This window comes from Ruegeria sp. CDSA033, from assembly GCF_059612305.1.
Window position 1 is genome coordinate 115,191 of sequence record NZ_JBXWQI010000003.1, and the last position, 16,674, is coordinate 131,864.

The window sequence follows — 16,674 nt, forward strand, 5'->3', positions numbered from 1 at the left end:
GTCATTGTTATCATTCTAGCGACTCTTGCCATTCCACGCACCGATTGATCTAACAACGGAAATCGCAGGAGTTCCCCATGGTCGATATTGCGACACGCGTGTACAATCATAAATGGAAGATTGACCCGATTGTACGGTCTTTGATCGACACGGATTTCTACAAACTGCTGATGTGTCAGTCAGTGTTTCGAAATAAGCCCCAAACGGATGTGGCTTTTTCCCTGATCAACCGGTCGAATCACATTCCATTGGCCAAACTTATCGATGAAGGCGAGCTGCGCGAGCAATTGGATCATATCCGATCGCTTGGCCTGAGCCGGGGCGAAAGCACGTGGCTGCGGGGCAATACGTTCTATGGTAAACGCCAGATGTTCCGTTCGGATTTCATGGAATGGTTCGAAAACATGCGCCTGCCGCCCTATCACCTGGAACGAAAGGGCGATCAGTACGAACTGACCTTTGAAGGTAAGTGGCACGAGGTTATGCTGTGGGAAATCCCAGCGCTTGCGGTTCTGATGGAGCTGCGCTCGCGCGCGGTGCTGAACAACATGCGGCGGTTCGAGCTGCAGGTGCTTTATGCCCAGGCCATGACCCGCGTTTGGAAGAAGATCGAACAACTGCGGGATATTGACGGGCTTGGGATCGCTGACTTCGGAACCCGGCGTCGACACAGCTTTCTTTGGCAGGACTGGTGTGTGCAGGCCATGATCGAGGGTCTGGGATCGTCCTTTACCGGCACATCGAACTGTCTGATCGCCATGCGGCGCGAAGTTGAGGCCATCGGCACCAATGCGCACGAACTGCCGATGGTCTACAGTGCCCTTGCCAAAGACGATGCCGAACTGGCGCAAGCGCCTTATGACGTGCTGAGCGACTGGCACGACGAGCATGACGGCAATCTGCGTATCATTCTGCCCGACACCTATGGCACGCAGGGATTTTTGGATCGCGCACCCGATTGGCTAGCCGGATGGACCGGCATTCGCATCGACAGCGGTGATCCCGCAACAGGCGCGGAAACCGCGATCAAGTGGTGGCAGTCTCGTGGAGAAGACCCCCTGGAAAAGCGTGTGATTTTCTCGGATGGTCTGGATGTCGACAAAATTCGGGAACTGCACACTCAGTTTTCCGACAGGACCAAAATCTCGTTCGGGTGGGGCACATTGCTGACCAACGACTTCCGCGGCCTCGTGCCAAACGACGCGTTGGCGCCGTTCTCGCTGGTCTGCAAGGCTGTGTCCGCCAATGGCCAGCCGACCGTGAAACTGTCGGACAACCCGGAAAAGGCGATGGGACCGAAGGATCAGATCGAACGCTACAAACGAGTGTTCGGTGTAGGCGCGCAAGAGGCGATCGAGGTGATTGTTTAGGCTCTAACCATGGTACGCCGCGACCGTTTTCAACTGTGAAAAGCCATATAGGGCCTCGAACCCTTTCTCGCGGCCGTGTCCGGATTTTCCGACACCACCAAATGGTAGCTCTACGCCACCACCCGCGCCGTAGTTGTTGATGAACACCTGGCCCGAGCGCAGTTGCTTTGCCAGCCGCATCTGCCGTGCGCCGTCGCGGGTCCAGATGCTGGCGACCAACCCGTAATCGGTGCCGTTGGCAATCTTCACCGCGTCTTCTTCGGAATCGAATGGGATCAGCACCTGCACGGGACCGAAGATCTCATCCTTGGCCAGACAGTGATCCGGCGGAACGTCCGCAAAAAGGGTCGGCACAACATAGGCCCCCTCGGACGGTGCACCGTCTACGATCTGTCCTTGCCCTGCGACGGTCAGGTCTGCGCCCTTGGCCAGAAAGCCCGAAACGATGTCCTTTTGACGGGCCGATATCAGCGGGCCGACGCGCAGATCGTCTTGCGCAGGGCCAACGGTCAAATCTGCATAGGCCGCTGCCATACGATGCTTGACCTGATCATAAACCCCGCGCTGCACCAAAATGCGTGACGAGGCCGAGCAGGTTTGTCCGGCATTCTGAATGCCCGCATTCACCAGAAAGGGCAGGGCCGCGTCCAGATCGCTATCGTCAAACACCAGTTGAGGTGACTTCCCCCCAAGCTCCAGCGTCACGGGCACCACATTTTGCCCCGCTGCCTGCTGCACTAGCGCCCCAGTAGCGACTGACCCGGTAAACGAGACATGGTGCACGCCTGAATGGCCCGACAGGGCAGCCCCCGCTTCGGCCCCCAACCCGGGTACGACGTTCAGGGCACCGGCGGGTAAACCGGCCTCTTGCGCCAGATGCGCAAAGGCCAGCGCGGTCAGGCAAGCTTCTTCCGCAGGTTTCAGAACGCAGGCATTGCCCATCGCCAGTGCAGCCCCAACCGACCGCCCGATGATCTGCATCGGATAGTTCCACGGCACGATATGCCCCGTCACGCCGTGCGGTTCCCGCAAAGTATAGACGGTGTAGCCATCCAGATACGGGATGGTCTCGCCCATGACCTTGTCCGCGGCCCCACCATAGAATTCGCAATACCGTGCCAACGCAACCGCATCTGCGCGTGCCTGCGTCAGGGGCTTGCCGACATCCATGGCCTCTAGCGTGGCCAGGTCCTCGACACGCTCCAAAACCATCCTTCCCATACGCGTAAGGATACGGCCCCGCTCCAGCGCAGTCTTTCGTCCCCAATCCCCGTCAATCGCAGTCTGAGCCGCCTTGACCGCAGCATCAACATCATGCGCGCCACCCCTTGCGATCTGGCAGATCTCTGAACCGTCAGAAGGATTGATCAAAGGCAATGTTTGTTCTGAGGCTGGCGGCACCCAATTGCCGCCGATCAGACACAGGCTTGGATCAAACCAAAGGGGGCTGGGCATGAGATACTCCTATATTCGGCTCTAATATGTGGTTCACGCCACATCCCGACCAATGTCTGGCAGCACTGGCGCGGCATCAATCAGGTCTTTTGTGTATTGGTGTTGTGGGTCAGAGAAGACGCTTTCGGTATCGCCTTCTTCGACGATCTTTCCGGCCCGCATCACCATAACGCGGTCAGTGACGGTGCGCACGACGCTCAGATCATGGCTGATGAACAGATAAGTCAGATCATAGGCCTCACATAGTTCGGCCAGCAGGTCGAGGATCTGGGCCCGGACCGACACATCAAGGGCCGAAACAGCCTCGTCAAACAAGATCAGTTCGGGCCGGATGATTAAGGCACGGGCGATGGCGATGCGCTGTCTCTGACCGCCCGAGAATTCATGGATATACTTACCAGCGTCATCCGGGCTGAGACCCACCGCTGTCAACATTTCAGCGATCCGGTCCTGCCTCTCGGACCCCATTACAGGAGCATCGAGCAGATGGAACGGTTCAGTGATCAGCCGGGCCACGCGGTGACGTGGATTGAAGCTGCCATAGGGGTCCTGAAAGACCACCTGCATCTTGCGCCGCACGGCGAGGTTGGGTTTGTGACCCGAAAAGACAGGCTGGCCATCCAGACGAATGTCACCACCCTGAACTTCTTCCAGACCCAGAATGGCCTTTGTTAGGGTCGATTTTCCACAACCCGACTCGCCGACCAAGCCCAGACGTTCTCCGCTATTGAGCGTAAAGCTGACTTGGTCCACCGCCCTGTGTTGCCCCGGTGTATCAAACAGCCCCTTGCGAGGCAGACGATAGTCGCGAACGACATTTGTCACTTCAAGTAAAGGGCGGGAATGCGCAGGTTCGGGCAGGGATACCTGATGCCCCGAAGCCTTGAACAGCATACGGGTATATGGATGTTGCATGTGGTGTAGCAGGTAGTCAGTGGCCCCGGATTCGACGACTTCGCCATGGCGCATGACAACAATTTGGTCGGCCATATCCGCGACTACCGCAAGATCATGGGTGATCATCAACAGCCCCATGTCGTATTCCGACACCAGCCCTTTTAGAAGCTTGAGGATTTGCACCTGCGTTGTCACATCTAGCGCTGTGGTCGGCTCATCCGCGATCAACAGCTTGGGACGCAACGCGATCGCCATCGCAATCACGACACGCTGACGCTGCCCCCCGGACAGTTCGTGCGGAAAACGGGACAGCGGGAAACGATCCGGCGGCAGGCCAACACGGGTCAGAACTTCCTCCGCCCGGTCTCGCGCCTGTCTGGGCGGCATGGCCTTGTGTATCAGGATGGTCTCCATCACCTGATCGCCGATGGTTCTAACTGGGTTCAGTGCGGTCATAGGTTCTTGGAACACCATACCGATCGCGGCACCGCGCAAGGCACACAAATCGTTTTCATCGCGGTCTAACATATCTGAGCCGTTCAGCCGGATGGCTCCGGTTGTCTTTGCTCCGTCCGGCAAAAGCTGCATCACCGCGAGCGCGGTCATCGATTTGCCCGATCCGCTTTCCCCTGTCACGGCCACGATCTGACCGGGCGCAATGGACAGATTGACCTGTTTCAGGATGTTCGTGCCGTGAATAGACAGCGTCAGGTTTTCGATCTCAAGCAAACTCATGCGCGCGCCACCCTGATCCGGGGATCCAGCCAATCGCGCAACCCATCTCCCAGCAGGTTCAACCCAAGCACCGTGACAATGATCGCCAGACCCGGAATCAGAGCCAAATGTGGGGCAAAACTGACCATTGTCTGCGCATCTGCCAGCATCCGGCCCCAACTTGGCGTGGGCGGTTGCGCGCCCAGACCGACATAGGACAGACCAGCCTCAGCCAGAATGCCCAGAGAGAACTGGATGGTGCCCTGAACGATCAGAAGGTTGGCGACGTTAGGCAGGATATGCTCAGCCGATATCCGTGCCGCACCTTTGCCCGAAACGCGCGCGGCCAGGATGAACTCCCGCTCCCACAGTGAAAGCGCTGCGCCGCGAGTGATGCGTGCAAAAACCGGGATATTGAAAATGCCAATGGCGATGATCGCATTTATCGCGCCAGCACCGAACACGGCAGTGATCAGGATGGCGATGACCAGAGACGGGAAAGCAAATACCAGATCGTTGCCGCGCATGATCAGCTCGTCCAGCCACGACCCTTTGCGCGCAGCCGCTGTCAGGCCCAAAGGCACGCCCAGCGCCATGCCAATCCCCACCGCCACCAAAGCCACGGCAATCGAGGTACGGGCACCGACCATGATCATCGAAAACATGTCACGTCCGAAATGATCCGTACCAAACCAATGCAGCGCGTTGGGTGGTTGCAGTTTGTCGGGGATGTTCAGTGCGGCGTAGTCATAGGGCGTCCAGACAAAGGAAATCGTCGCTGCAAGTAACACCAGTGAGGACAGACAAGCCCCAAGGATCAGGCTCCGGCTCATGTCCGGCTCCTTAACCTTGGATCAACGGCTGCATAGGCCAGATCGACCAGAAAGTTCACGGTGATGACGGCAAAGACCAGCAGCATGACCACAGATTCCACAACGATCAGATCGCGGGCCGAGATTGCCTGAAACACCAATCGTCCAAGACCCGGCAGGTAGAACACTTGTTCGATGATGATCGATCCTGCCAAAAGGAAGGAAAACTGTAACCCGATGATGGTCAGGACCGGGATCAGCGCGTTGCGCACTCCGTGCCGCCACAGGGCCTGACGCCGCGACAACCCCTTGGCACGTGCGGTACGCATGAAATCCTCACCCAGAATATCCAACAAAGATGACCGCATGACCCGCGCCAGAATGGCCGCCTGCGGCAGGGCCAGCGCGATGGCCGGCAGCGTCAGGGAATGTAGCCCCGCCCAAAGCCCCTTATCCCAGCCTGCGAACCCTCCGGCATTGAACCAGCGCAGGTTGATGGCGAAGACCAGAACCAGCATCATGGCGAACCAGAAATTCGGCACCGCAATGCCAAGTTGCGTTGCCCCCATTACCGTCAGATCGCCCGGTTTGCCCCGGCGCGCGGCGGCATAGATGCCTACCGGAAACGCAATCACGGTGGACAGGGTCAGCGCATACAGCGCCAGAGGCAGCGAGACCCACAGCCGATCCGCGATCATCTGCGATACTGGCGTGCGATAGGTGTAAGAGGTTCCGAAATCCCCCACCATCATCCCACCAACCCAGTTGAAGTAGCGCTGCACCTTGGTGACATCCAAACCCAACTCGGCGCGCAGGGCGGCCAGCGTATCCTCTTGCGCGTTGACCCCCAACATGAACGACGCCGGGTCACCCGGAGCAACCTCGATCACTGCAAAGATGACCACCGAGGCGACGGCGAGGCTGATCACCAGCGATATCAGTCGTTTGATGGCATAGCGAAGCATCGAGGCCACGTTAGGGGTGCACGCGCTGCGGGTCCAGCACGACCTTTCAACTGGCAGGGAAACAGGCGAAACTTGCGACACCACACCTTGCACCTTAGGCTTCTGGTATTGTTTTTAGGAGGTTTAGCTATGCATTGCAGACAATTGGCTTTTGCATTGGTGTTTTTGGCAGGTACAGCCGCTGGACAACAATTGGATCAGGAGTTCACAATCGTCGAAGACGACCAGGCGGCGGGCTGCGCGGGCAGCATCGTCTCGGGTCTGGACCCCAACGGCGACGGATTTCTGTCTGTGCGCACGGGACCGGGATCGCAATTTCGCAAGATTGACGAGTTGCACAACGGCGACATGGTCAGAACCTGCGCCCGAGACGGTAAGTGGTACGGTGTGTATTACGGCCAGCCCCGCCGCAAGGGCTGGGTACATGGCAACTGGCTGATCGACGGAGCCGGTTAGAAGCCGGGGACTTGATCCCCGGCTAATTGGTCACTCGGACCAGCTGATCTGCGTCAGATCGATTGCGGCCGTGGGCGCGTTTTCCCACAGGCCCTGAACTCCAGCCTTGGCCACGCCCAGCTTAGCCAGCTGGAACAGGTACCCGTTGACGTAGTCGTCTGCGATCAGGCGCTGTGCCTCACCCAGCAGACGGGTGCGTTCTTCTGGGTCTGTCGTCGAATTCAACGTGTCCATCAGCGCCTGGAAATCCTTACTGTCATACTGGAAGTAATAGTCAGGACGCGCATAGATCCCGATATCCATAGGTTCGGTATGACTGACGATGGTTAGACCAAAGTCCTTGCCTTTGAACACCGATTCCAGCCACTGAGCCCATTCAACGTTGATGATATTGGCTGTGATCCCGACCTCGGCCAGTTGGGCGGCCACAATCTCACCCCCGCGGCGGGCATAGGATGGGGGCGGCAAATGCAGCGTCGTTTCAAACCCTTCCGCATATCCAGCATCGGCCAACATCTTGGCGGCCTTCTTGGGGTCGTAGGCCGAGTTCCCGGTCAGATCGACATAAGCCGGATTGTGCGGCGCGAAATGGGTGCCGATGGGCGTGCCGTAGCCAAACATCGCTCCGTCGATGATCGCCTGACGGTCAATCGCATGGGCCAATGCCTGACGCACTTGGATATCATCGAAGGGTGGCATCTTGTTGTTGGTGGACAGAATGGTTTCCCCTTCAGTCGAGCCGACGAGCACCTGAAAGCGCGGATCAGCCTCAAATTGCGGCAGGTTCTCTGGCGCGGGGAAATTGTCGAACACATCGATATCCTCGGCCATCATGGCCGCAAAAGCCGCCGTCGGGTCCGAGATGAATTTGAATGTAGCAGTCTCTAACGCTGGCTGATCGCCCCAATAGCCCGGGTTGCGGTTCAGGGTGATACTGTCGCCCTGCACCCATTCACCAAAGGTAAATGCGCCGGTTCCGACGGGGTTGGTCTTGATGCCCTCGATACTATCGGGCGCGACAATAACCGCATCACCCCAGGCCAGGTTGAACAGGAAGTTCCCGTTTGGCTCAGACAGGGTCACCTTGACGGTCAGCGGGTCGACCACCTCGATGTTTTCAATCCCGGCAAACAGGGCCTTTTGCGCATTTGCGCTATCCTCGGATCGGGCGCGGTCCAGGCTGAACTTGACGTCCTCGGCATCCATCGTGGTGCCGTCGTGGAAGGTAACCCCATCGTGCAGTTTGAAGGTATAGACCTTGCCATCTTCCGAGATTTCCCAACTTTCAGCCAGACCAGGAACCACCGATCCGTCACCCATAAACCGGGTCAGGCCTTCGAAGATATTGGTGTAAACCACCGAATCGATGGCCTGCGCTGCGGCACTGGTCGGGTCCAGATGCGGCGGCTCTAGTTGCAACGCTATGGTAATGTCGGATTTAGCGAAAACCTGTGTACCAAACAGGCTGGCGCTAACCGCCAGCACCGAAGCAAAGGACCGAAATGTCTGCTTTGTCATGTAAATTACTCCCCACTGAAAATGGAAACCTGCGTTTTTTTGGGCCGTACTGAACCCAACTTCCCTTTAAACCTTAGGTCATTCAAGGAAATGTTCGCGCAACCGGGGTTTCTATAGCCCGCTCCCATCTGTTATGCCGCGCTGCAACATGACAACCGGAGGAGCGACAATGAGCGCCACCGCCCGCAAAAAAGCCCCGAATGCCCAGGATATTCGCGCCCGCAAAGGCGGCGAGCCACTGGTCAGTCTGACAGCCTATACCACACCGATGGCGCGGTTGATGGATGATCATTGTGATTTTGTCTTGGTGGGTGACAGCGTCGGCATGGTGTTGCACGGGCTGGAATCGACGCTGGGTGTGACGATGGAGATGATGGTGATGCATGGTCAGGCCGTCGCGCGCGGTTTGGAAAGTGCTATGATGGTCATCGACATGCCCTTTGCCAGTTACGAGCATTCGCCTGCCGAGGCGTTCAGCAACGCGGCCCGGCTGATGTCCCAAACCAGCGCAGGCGCAGTCAAGTTGGAAGGCGGTGTCGAGATGGCCGAGACCATCCGCTTTCTGGTCAAGCGCGGGATTCCGGTGATGGCGCATATCGGCCTGACGCCGCAATCGGTCAACACACTTGGCGGCTACAAGGTTCAAGGTCGGGAAGAACAGGCCGAGGCGGTACTGGAAGATGCCCGCGCTGTGGCCGAGGCAGGCGCGTTCTCGGTCGTTCTTGAAAAAGTACCGCAGAAGCTGGCCGATCAGATTACGGCTGAGATCGCGATCCCAACAATCGGAATCGGAGCCTCGGCGGGGTGCGACGGTCAGATTCTGGTTGTCGACGACATGGTTGGCTTTTTCACCGCCTTCAAACCGAAATTCGTCAAACGCTATGCTGAGCTTGGCCCATTGGCCGAAGCCGCCATTGCCGAATATGCTGCCGAGGTGCGCGCACGAACCTTTCCAGCGGACGAACACGTCTTTTCCGATCAGGCCCCGACCAAAGGACCAAAGACATGACCGCCCCAATCTTTCGCCGTCTGGCCGACCTGCGTGCCTTGACCTCGGAATGGACGCGGAAGGGTGACGAGATCGGCGTGGTTCCGACCATGGGCGCGCTGCATCAGGGGCACCTGTCACTGGTTGAGGCCGCCAAGGCGGGTTGTGACCGGGTGATCGTTACGATCTTTGTGAACCCCAAACAGTTCAACAACCCCGAGGATCTGGCAAAGTACCCGCGCACCGAGAACGAGGATGCGCAGAAACTGGCCCCCTACGGCGTTGATGCGATCTATGTTCCAGAACCCGAAGAAATTTACCCGCAGGGCTTTGCCACCACAGTTTCCGTTTCGGGCCTGACCGATGTGATGGAAGGTGAATTCCGTCCCGGACATTTCGACGGCGTTGCCACAGTTGTGGCCAAACTGTTCCTGCAAACGCAGGCAGATCGAGCCTATTTCGGGGAAAAAGACTATCAACAGCTGATGATCGTGACCCGAATGGCGCGCGATCTGGACATTCCGACCGAAGTCGTCGGATGCCCCACGGTGCGCGAGACCTCGGGTCTGGCCATGTCATCGCGCAATCTGAGACTGTCGTCCGAAGGGCTGGATATTGCGGCCCACAAAAACCGGATCATGCGGGAATTGGCGGCTGCCTTGAAAGACGGCGCACAGTTTGATCCGGTGGCCGCGCAGGCCGAGACCGATCTGCTGGCCGCCGGATTCACGCAAGTGGAATACATCCAACTGCGCTGCGCCGAAACGCTGGAGCCTCTCACCCACGCCAACCGCCCTGCCCGCCTGTTCGCCGCAGCCTGGGCCGATGGGGTGCGACTGATCGACAACATTCCTGTCTGAACGCTCTGGCACGTGTGTCATTGTTTGCGCTAAAGTCCCGCAAAACGAAACGGGAGGGGCGCAGGCGTGACCTATATTCTTGCCATTGATCAGGGCACCACATCATCGCGGGCAATTCTGTTCGACGCAGAGATGCAGCGCGCAGGCACCGCGCAGCACGAATTCACCCAGCACTTCCCTCATGAAGGCTGGGTCGAACATGATGCCGAGGAAATCTGGAACAGCGTTCTGCGGGTTTGCCGCGAAGTTATGGACAGTGTCGGGGTAACCTCTGATCAGATCGCGTGTATCGGCATCACCAACCAGCGCGAAACAACTGTTGTCTGGGACCGCGCTACTGGCGCGCCCATCCATAACGCGATCGTCTGGCAGGACCGTCGTACCGCCGAGATATGCGCGCGTTACAAACAAGCCGGGTGCGAGGATGACGTGACCGCCCAGACCGGGCTGCTGCTGGACCCCTATTTCTCGGGCACCAAGGTTAAATGGTTGCTGGACACCGTGCCGGGTGCGCGGGACCGGGCCGAGGCCGGAGAGCTGATGTTCGGCACCATCGACAGCTTTTTGATCTGGCGCCTGACAGAAGGACGCAGCCACGCCACCGATGCCACAAACGCCGCGCGCACGCTTCTGTTCGACATCCACAAGGGCGAGTGGAGCGCCGAGATCTGTGATCTGCTGGACGTGCCGATGAACATGCTGCCCGAGGTGCATGATTGCGCCTCGGATTTTGGAAATACGACTCTATTTGGGGGGAATATCCCGATTCTTGGTGTTGCCGGTGATCAACAGGCCGCCACCATCGGTCAGGCCTGCTTCCAACCCGGCATGATGAAATCCACCTATGGCACCGGTTGTTTTGCTCTGCTGAACACAGGGGATAAGCCCGTCGAGTCGAAGAACCGCCTGTTGACCACCATCGCCTATCAATTGGACGGTAAACGGACCTATGCGCTGGAAGGGTCAATCTTTGTGGCCGGTGCAGCGGTGCAATGGCTGCGCGACGCGTTGCAGATCATCGAATCCGCGCCAGAAAGCGGCGAGCTGGCCCAAAAGGCAGACCCGAACCAGCATGTCGTGCTGGTGCCCGCCTTTACCGGCCTCGGTGCGCCCTATTGGAAACCCGATTGCCGTGGCGCGGTGTTCGGTCTGACTCGGAATTCAGGCCGTGCCGAGTTTGCCAAGGCCACGCTGGAAAGTATCGCATATCAGACACGCGATCTGTGGCACGCCATGCAGGGCGACTGGGGTGCAGATACCGACGTTATCCTGCGTGTAGACGGTGGCGCCAGCGCGTCGAACTGGGCGATGCAGGGATTGTCGGACTACCTTGGCGCCGAGGTCGACAGACCGGTTATGCAGGAAACCACGGCATTGGGCGCGGCCTGGCTGGCCGGTATGCGCGCAGGCGTTTATCCGGATCAACAGGGTTTTGCGGAAACCTGGGCGCTGGATCGCCGGTTCGAACCGAACCTCTCTGCCAAAGAGCGCGATGCCGCCTATGACCGCTGGAAACGTGCGGTATCAGCTGCGATGGCGTTCTGAGAGGTATGAAGGATCAGCTATGATCCTTCATCAACCGCTGCTTTTGACGTGACCAGTCACGCTTGGCCTGAGTTTCGCGCTTGTCATGGTTTTTCTTACCCTTGGCGATACCGATTTTGATCTTGGCCAGGCCTTTGTGGTTGAAATACATAACCAGCGGCACCAGCGTCATGCCTTTGCGCTGGGTCGCGTTCCACAGGTTCGACAATTCCTTGCGTGACACAAGCAGTTTGCGCCGGCGGCGCTCTTCGTGCTTGAACGATTTGGCTTGCTCGTAGGGGGCGATATAGCTGTTGACCAGCCACAGCTCGCCATCATCGACTGAGGCATAGCTTTCGGCGATGTTCGTCCCACCTACGCGTAGGGATTTGACCTCGGACCCTTCCAGCATGATGCCGCACTCAAGATCGTCCTCGATTGCGTAATCGAAGCGTGCGCGCCGGTTTTCGGCGATGACTTTGTAATTCGGGTCTGTCTTTTGCTTAGCCATGACGCGTTGATCTATGCGGCTTGGGCGGCCCTTGCAAGGCGTAGCCGTCAGGAGGTGGCCGAGATAATCAGATCAGGTCCGAAAATAGTGTCGGCGTGATTGTGCAAATATATCTTGAGCCACGGTGTAAATCGCTCGGGATAGCGCTGCACTTCGGCCAGAAGATCGTGGTAATCGACCCAGCGAATTTCCATGACCTCTTCCGGGTTGGGCTCAATCTTCAGCGGGCCGCGCACATGGGCCAGAAAGATGTCGACCACTTCGTGCTCGATCATGTTGTTGCCGACATCGGCGTGATACTCCAGCCGGTGACGGTATTCCGGGTAAAGCCCGGTAATTCCCAATTCCTCACGCAGCCGGCGCACGGCGCAGACAGACGGTGTCTCACCCCAGTCGGGGTGGGTGCAGCAGGTATTCGCCCACAGACCAGGGGTGTGATATTTTCCCAAAGCCCGACGCTGCATCAAAATTTCGGTCCCGCGCACGACAAAGACAGACACCGCCTTGTGCCGCAGGCCTTTTTCATGCGCCTCAAGCTTGTCCACTGGGGTCAACTCGCCATCAACCCAGGCCGGGATCATGATTCCCATCTGTCGTCTCCTGCTGCCGATCCACCCGAAGGGCCGGAAATTCGAAATTGGCTGCCACCGGGTCGGCTTGGCTCTGCGAATTTATGCGTGCAATGCATGAAATACCGCGCGCTTTCAAATTGGCGCTGTTCAACGCGGTTATCAAGCGCACGAAAGGCCGCAGGGGCTGCGGCCTTTTGTAACCTCAAACGGTGTTTGGTCTGCGGCTTTATTCGCCAGACACGCTTACGATATAGGCGTAAACATCCTCGGCACCCTTCTTCAGCTTGAAGGTCATTTTGGATTTGGCCGAAGTTTCACCCAGATAATCTTTCAAAAACGCCTTGGGATCCTTTGCATATTCAACGAATGTCGTTTCGTCCCAGACCAGACCGTTTTCACCAGCGGCAACGATGCTGTCACCATATTTGAACTCCTCAACGGTGCCTGCGGTCCGGCCTGCAACCCCATAAAGGTTCGGACCGGTTTTACCGCCCTTTACGATGACTTCACCCTCAGGATCGGCAATCTGGTGACAGGACTTACACTTGTTGAAGGTTTTCTTTCCGGCTTCGGCGTCTCCTTCGGCATATGCGGGAAGGGCCAGAAGGCCGACGATTGCGGTCGCGAGAATGCGATTCATAGCTTTTGCTCCGATACGAATTGGCTGCACCGAATGGACCGTCGGCGCAAATAAGAGTCAACGCGCAGATTGCCGCGCGAGGGCACTGTGCCACTGCGGCATATAGGCCGTCCTTAACTTAAGTCATGTAAGCCGGACCAACAGGGCAAAAGATCCCCCGACGCTGGCGAGGCAAGAAATACGGCCCGCGCGATGGCCCGCGCCAGACAGATCGAAGCCACATGGCCAAGAAGCCCCAGTTCAGCCTGTGGAAGGTCGTGATTGCCTGTGCTGACGCCGAACACCAGATCGCCATCGCCTGGTGTGTGCGCGGGAACAATCGCCCGCGCGATCCCGTCATGGGCAGCCACCGCCAACCTATGGCATTGCGGCTTAGACAGCGCCGCGTCAGTGGCAACAATTGCGATGGTGGTGTTGGCCTTGTCCGGCTGGGCGGGTCGCATTGCTTTGGCCTTGCGACTGGTCAAGACACGACCAAGACCAGTGTTGGAATCAGGCCCTAATCCACCGAATTCGTCGCCGATTTCAAACGGAGCGGCCCAGAAATGACGGTCACCCGGCGTGGTGACACTGCCGAGCGGATTGGCGGCAACCAATGCGCCAACCGTGACCCCGTTTTCCATCACAAACGAGGCGGATCCGAGCCCACCCTTTTGCATGGCAGCCAAGGCACCAGTCCCTGCGCCAGCAGTACCCAGATCGAACTGATCGGACGCGCCCTCGAATGCGCGGTGCCCCAGCGCGCGATAGGGGTTCTCGGCCCAGGCTTTGTCGCCGCCATTTAGCAGGTCAAACAGGATCGCACCCGGAACGATGGGGACCACGACATTGCCAACTTCAAAACCGCGGTGTTGCGCCCTAAGCGCGTCAGCTACTCCGGAGCAGGCGTCCAGACCAAAGGCCGAACCACCGGACAGAACGATGGCATCTACGCGCGACACGGTTTTGTCAGGTGCCAGCAAGTCGGTTTCCCGCGTGCCTGGCGCACCGCCCATCACGTGAACGGAGGCCGTAAAGGGTTCGGGTGCCGTCAGAACGGTTGCGCCGGATTTGAGTGCATCATCCTGAGCGTTTCCAACCAAAAGGCCGGGAACATCGGTGATCAGGTTTCTGGGTCCGGAGGTCATTGCGTTTTCAGATGTTCGAACAGAAGAGCGCGCAGGCGCGCTGCCTCCGGCGGGGATATTTCTTGCCAGATGAAGAGCGGATCAGATGCAGCGGCCACCGTCGACCTCCAAAGCTGTTCCGGTGATCATGCTGGCCTCGTCGGAACATAAGAAACAGGCGGCGTTGGCCATATCCTCGGGTGTCGAGAAACGACCCAGTGGGATGGTCGACAGGAACTTGGCGCGAACCTCGGGCGTATCCTCGCCCATAAAGGACTTGAGCAGGGGCGTTTCCCCTGCAACCGGGCAGATGGCGTTTACCCGGACACCCGATGTGGCCAGTTCGACCGCCATGGTCTTGGTCGCGGTGATCATCCAACCCTTGGAGGCGTTGTACCAGTTGAGATTCGGACGCGGCGACAGGCCAGCCGTCGAGGCCACGTTCAGGATCGCGCCGGTACCACGCGATTTCATATGCGGAACCAATGCACGGGCCGTTAGATAGACAGATTTCATGTTCACGTTGAAAACGCGGTCGAAATCCTCTTCGCTCACATCTTCCAGCGGGGTGGGAAGGTGGGTGACGCCGGCGTTGTTGACTAGGATATCGAGATGCCCCAGTCGATCAAAGGCTGCGTCTGCCATCGCCTCAACCGATGGGCCGTTGGCCAGATCGACCTGATGTGCAAAGGCGTTCGGGCCCAATTGATTGGCCTGAACCTCAGCCGCATCACCGTTGATATCGGCGATCATGACGCGGGCACCTTCAGACAGGAATTTCCGCGCGATCCCGGCACCAAAGCCTGATGCGCTACCGGTCACGATTGCGGTTTTTCCCTCTAACCTCATGATCTTGTCCTTTTTGCAGCTGCGCAAAATCAGAGTAGCGATGCGCCGCAAAGATACCAGATCAATCTTCGGGTATCTTGCCGCGCAAGGCTTTGACGTCCGAGCGTGCCTTTTTGGAAGCCAGACGTCGCTTGACCGAACCGTAGGTTGGTTTGGTGGCGATACGGCGCTTGGGTGTAACCATAGCGCGGGTGATCATCTCGGCCAGCCGGTTGCGCGCGATTTCCCGGTTGCGCGCCTGACTGCGGGTTTCGTCGCATTGAATGATGATTGCGCCCTCTTTGGTCCAGCGTCGCCCCGCCAGTCGCTTGAGCCGCGATTTGACGGGATCAGGCAACGAAGGTGAGCGCGCCGCCTCGAACCGCAATTCGACGGCGGTGGACACCTTGTTCACGTTCTGCCCGCCGGGACCGGATGAGCGCACAAAGCTTTCGGTCATTTCCCAGTCTTGCAGGGTGATATCGTCAGTGATGCGCAACATGAGGCTGACCTTACAGGCCTGATCCAAAAACAAAAAGGGCCGCCCCGCATGGGACGGCCCTTCGAAAGCTCAGGAGGTTGGGTCGGTTAGATCAATCGACCAGCCGGAGCGAGCGCTCCGCCAAGGGCTGCCTTAACAGGCGATCCCCCCGGTTGTTCCAACACCTCTCTCCAATCCCTTTCTCGACATTGGATCACCTCCTTTCAATCTGTTTCCGTTACCCGAAATCGTGCCACGAGTTGCGCGAAACGCAAAGCGTTTTTTTACGCGAGCTGCGCCGTCAGCCGCGCCACGATCACTTTGAATGGGATCAATGCGATCAGGGCCAGCGACAGTTTTACCAGCCAATCCGCAAAGGCCAGCGATACCCATAGGGGTGCCATCGGGCCGGTCAGCATGAAAGGAACGGGTTCCCATGCCCAGCTGATTGCCGCGTCGGCGTCGGCACCAAAGATTGTGACAGAGGCCGAGAAGGCGATGGTGAAGAACAGCGCCGTATCCAGCGCAGACCCAACCAGAGTCGAGGCCAGCGGCGCACGCCACCAGCGACCGCCGCGCAGTTTGTTGAACACCGCAACATCGGTCAGCTGAGCGATCAGGAAACCGGTACCCGACGCAACCGCAACCCGCAACGGTACGGCGGCATAGGTGAACCCATCACCCTGCAGAATGATCTGCGTACCGATCAGCGAGCAGATGATACCGGTGACGAAACCGGCGAATACCACCTTGCGGGCAGCCTGTACGCCGTAGACACGGTTCATGATATCCGTGACCAGAAAGGCCACAGGGAACGTAAAGGCACCCCAGGTCAGGAGGCCGTCCAGTAGAAGAAACTGGACCAGAATGTTCGAGGCCACAACAATGGTAGCCATGGCAATAATGCCGGGAATATAAGCGCGTTGCATTTTCAGATGCCCGTTTTGACAAGGTAGCGGCGACTTGGCCAAGGGACC

Annotated in this window: 17 protein-coding genes; 5 read left to right on the forward strand and 12 right to left on the reverse strand. The window is 58.2% G+C overall.

Annotated features, from left to right (window positions below):
• Nucleotides 1-77 precede the first annotated feature (77 nt).
• Nucleotides 78-1,370, forward strand: a complete 1,293-nt coding sequence (gene pncB / locus AC2FLA_RS05675) for a nicotinate phosphoribosyltransferase (protein ID WP_108860016.1) — start codon at nt 78-80, stop codon at nt 1,368-1,370.
• Nucleotides 1,371-1,373: 3 nt separating this feature from the next.
• Here the strand turns inward: pncB and AC2FLA_RS05680 are convergent, their stop codons facing one another.
• Genes AC2FLA_RS05680 through AC2FLA_RS05695 form a run of 4 tightly spaced genes read right to left on the reverse strand, consistent with a single transcriptional unit; the run spans nt 1,374 to nt 6,213 of the window.
• Nucleotides 1,374-2,825: an aldehyde dehydrogenase family protein gene (locus AC2FLA_RS05680; RefSeq protein ID WP_496721161.1), complete on the reverse strand. Its 1,452-nt coding sequence runs from the start codon at nt 2,823-2,825 to the stop codon at nt 1,374-1,376.
• Nucleotides 2,826-2,858: 33 nt separating this feature from the next.
• Nucleotides 2,859-4,457, reverse strand: coding sequence for an ABC transporter ATP-binding protein (locus tag AC2FLA_RS05685; RefSeq protein WP_496721163.1), 1,599 nt, complete (start codon nt 4,455-4,457; stop codon nt 2,859-2,861).
• A complete protein-coding gene (locus tag AC2FLA_RS05690) occupies nt 4,454-5,269 on the reverse strand; it encodes an ABC transporter permease (RefSeq protein ID WP_496721165.1) in 816 nt (271 codons plus the stop codon). The genes AC2FLA_RS05685 and AC2FLA_RS05690 overlap by 4 nt, the downstream gene beginning before the upstream one ends.
• A complete protein-coding gene (locus tag AC2FLA_RS05695; RefSeq protein ID WP_496721167.1) occupies nt 5,266-6,213 on the reverse strand; it encodes an ABC transporter permease in 948 nt (315 codons plus the stop codon). The genes AC2FLA_RS05690 and AC2FLA_RS05695 overlap by 4 nt, the downstream gene beginning before the upstream one ends.
• 129 nt (nt 6,214-6,342) lie before the next feature.
• Between AC2FLA_RS05695 and AC2FLA_RS05700 the strand changes: the two genes are divergently transcribed.
• Entirely contained in the window at nt 6,343-6,669 is a 327-nt protein-coding gene (locus tag AC2FLA_RS05700) for an SH3 domain-containing protein (RefSeq protein WP_496721169.1), read from the forward strand.
• A 30-nt stretch (nt 6,670-6,699) separates the two neighbouring features.
• On the opposite strand, the gene AC2FLA_RS05705 is transcribed toward AC2FLA_RS05700, so the two are convergent.
• Nucleotides 6,700-8,187: an ABC transporter substrate-binding protein gene (locus tag AC2FLA_RS05705; protein WP_496721171.1), complete on the reverse strand. Its 1,488-nt coding sequence runs from the start codon at nt 8,185-8,187 to the stop codon at nt 6,700-6,702.
• A 169-nt stretch (nt 8,188-8,356) separates the two neighbouring features.
• On the opposite strand from AC2FLA_RS05705, the gene panB reads away from it, so the two are divergent.
• The 3 genes from panB to glpK all read left to right on the forward strand — a co-directional run bounded on the left by panB (nt 8,357) and on the right by glpK (nt 11,580).
• Nucleotides 8,357-9,196 carry a 3-methyl-2-oxobutanoate hydroxymethyltransferase gene (panB, locus tag AC2FLA_RS05710; RefSeq protein ID WP_496721173.1) on the forward strand — a complete coding sequence of 280 codons (840 nt, stop codon included), beginning with the start codon at nt 8,357-8,359 and terminating at the stop codon, nt 9,194-9,196.
• Nucleotides 9,193-10,035, forward strand: coding sequence for a pantoate--beta-alanine ligase (gene panC / locus AC2FLA_RS05715; protein WP_496721175.1), 843 nt, complete (start codon nt 9,193-9,195; stop codon nt 10,033-10,035). Before panB ends, panC begins: the two co-directional genes overlap by 4 nt.
• Nucleotides 10,036-10,101: 66 nt before the next feature.
• On the forward strand, nt 10,102-11,580 hold the full coding sequence (gene glpK / locus AC2FLA_RS05720; RefSeq protein ID WP_496721177.1) for a glycerol kinase GlpK: 1,479 nt from the start codon (nt 10,102-10,104) through the stop codon (nt 11,578-11,580).
• A gap of 13 nt (nt 11,581-11,593) precedes the next feature.
• Here glpK and smpB read toward each other — a convergent pair whose 3' ends face one another.
• The 7 genes from smpB to AC2FLA_RS05755 form a co-directional block, all read right to left on the reverse strand.
• Nucleotides 11,594-12,070, reverse strand: coding sequence for an SsrA-binding protein SmpB (gene smpB / locus AC2FLA_RS05725; RefSeq protein WP_496721179.1), 477 nt, complete (start codon nt 12,068-12,070; stop codon nt 11,594-11,596).
• A gap of 47 nt (nt 12,071-12,117) precedes the next feature.
• Complete coding sequence (gene idi / locus AC2FLA_RS05730) at nt 12,118-12,660, reverse strand: isopentenyl-diphosphate Delta-isomerase (RefSeq protein WP_058272886.1); 543 nt, start codon at nt 12,658-12,660, stop codon at nt 12,118-12,120.
• Nucleotides 12,661-12,868: 208 nt separating this feature from the next.
• Nucleotides 12,869-13,282 (reverse strand): c-type cytochrome, encoded by a 414-nt coding sequence (locus tag AC2FLA_RS05735; RefSeq protein ID WP_496705544.1) that lies wholly within the window; start codon nt 13,280-13,282, stop codon nt 12,869-12,871.
• Between the two features lie 113 nt (nt 13,283-13,395).
• Nucleotides 13,396-14,409, reverse strand: coding sequence for a P1 family peptidase (locus tag AC2FLA_RS05740; protein ID WP_496721181.1), 1,014 nt, complete (start codon nt 14,407-14,409; stop codon nt 13,396-13,398).
• 81 nt (nt 14,410-14,490) lie between these two features.
• Entirely contained in the window at nt 14,491-15,237 is a 747-nt protein-coding gene (locus AC2FLA_RS05745) for an SDR family oxidoreductase (RefSeq protein ID WP_496721182.1), read from the reverse strand.
• A gap of 61 nt (nt 15,238-15,298) precedes the next feature.
• On the reverse strand, nt 15,299-15,718 hold the full coding sequence (gene arfB / locus AC2FLA_RS05750; RefSeq protein ID WP_496721184.1) for an alternative ribosome rescue aminoacyl-tRNA hydrolase ArfB: 420 nt from the start codon (nt 15,716-15,718) through the stop codon (nt 15,299-15,301).
• Nucleotides 15,719-15,981: 263 nt separating this feature from the next.
• Nucleotides 15,982-16,626 (reverse strand): queuosine precursor transporter, encoded by a 645-nt coding sequence (locus tag AC2FLA_RS05755; RefSeq protein WP_496721186.1) that lies wholly within the window; start codon nt 16,624-16,626, stop codon nt 15,982-15,984.
• Between the last annotated feature and the right edge of the window lie 48 nt (nt 16,627-16,674).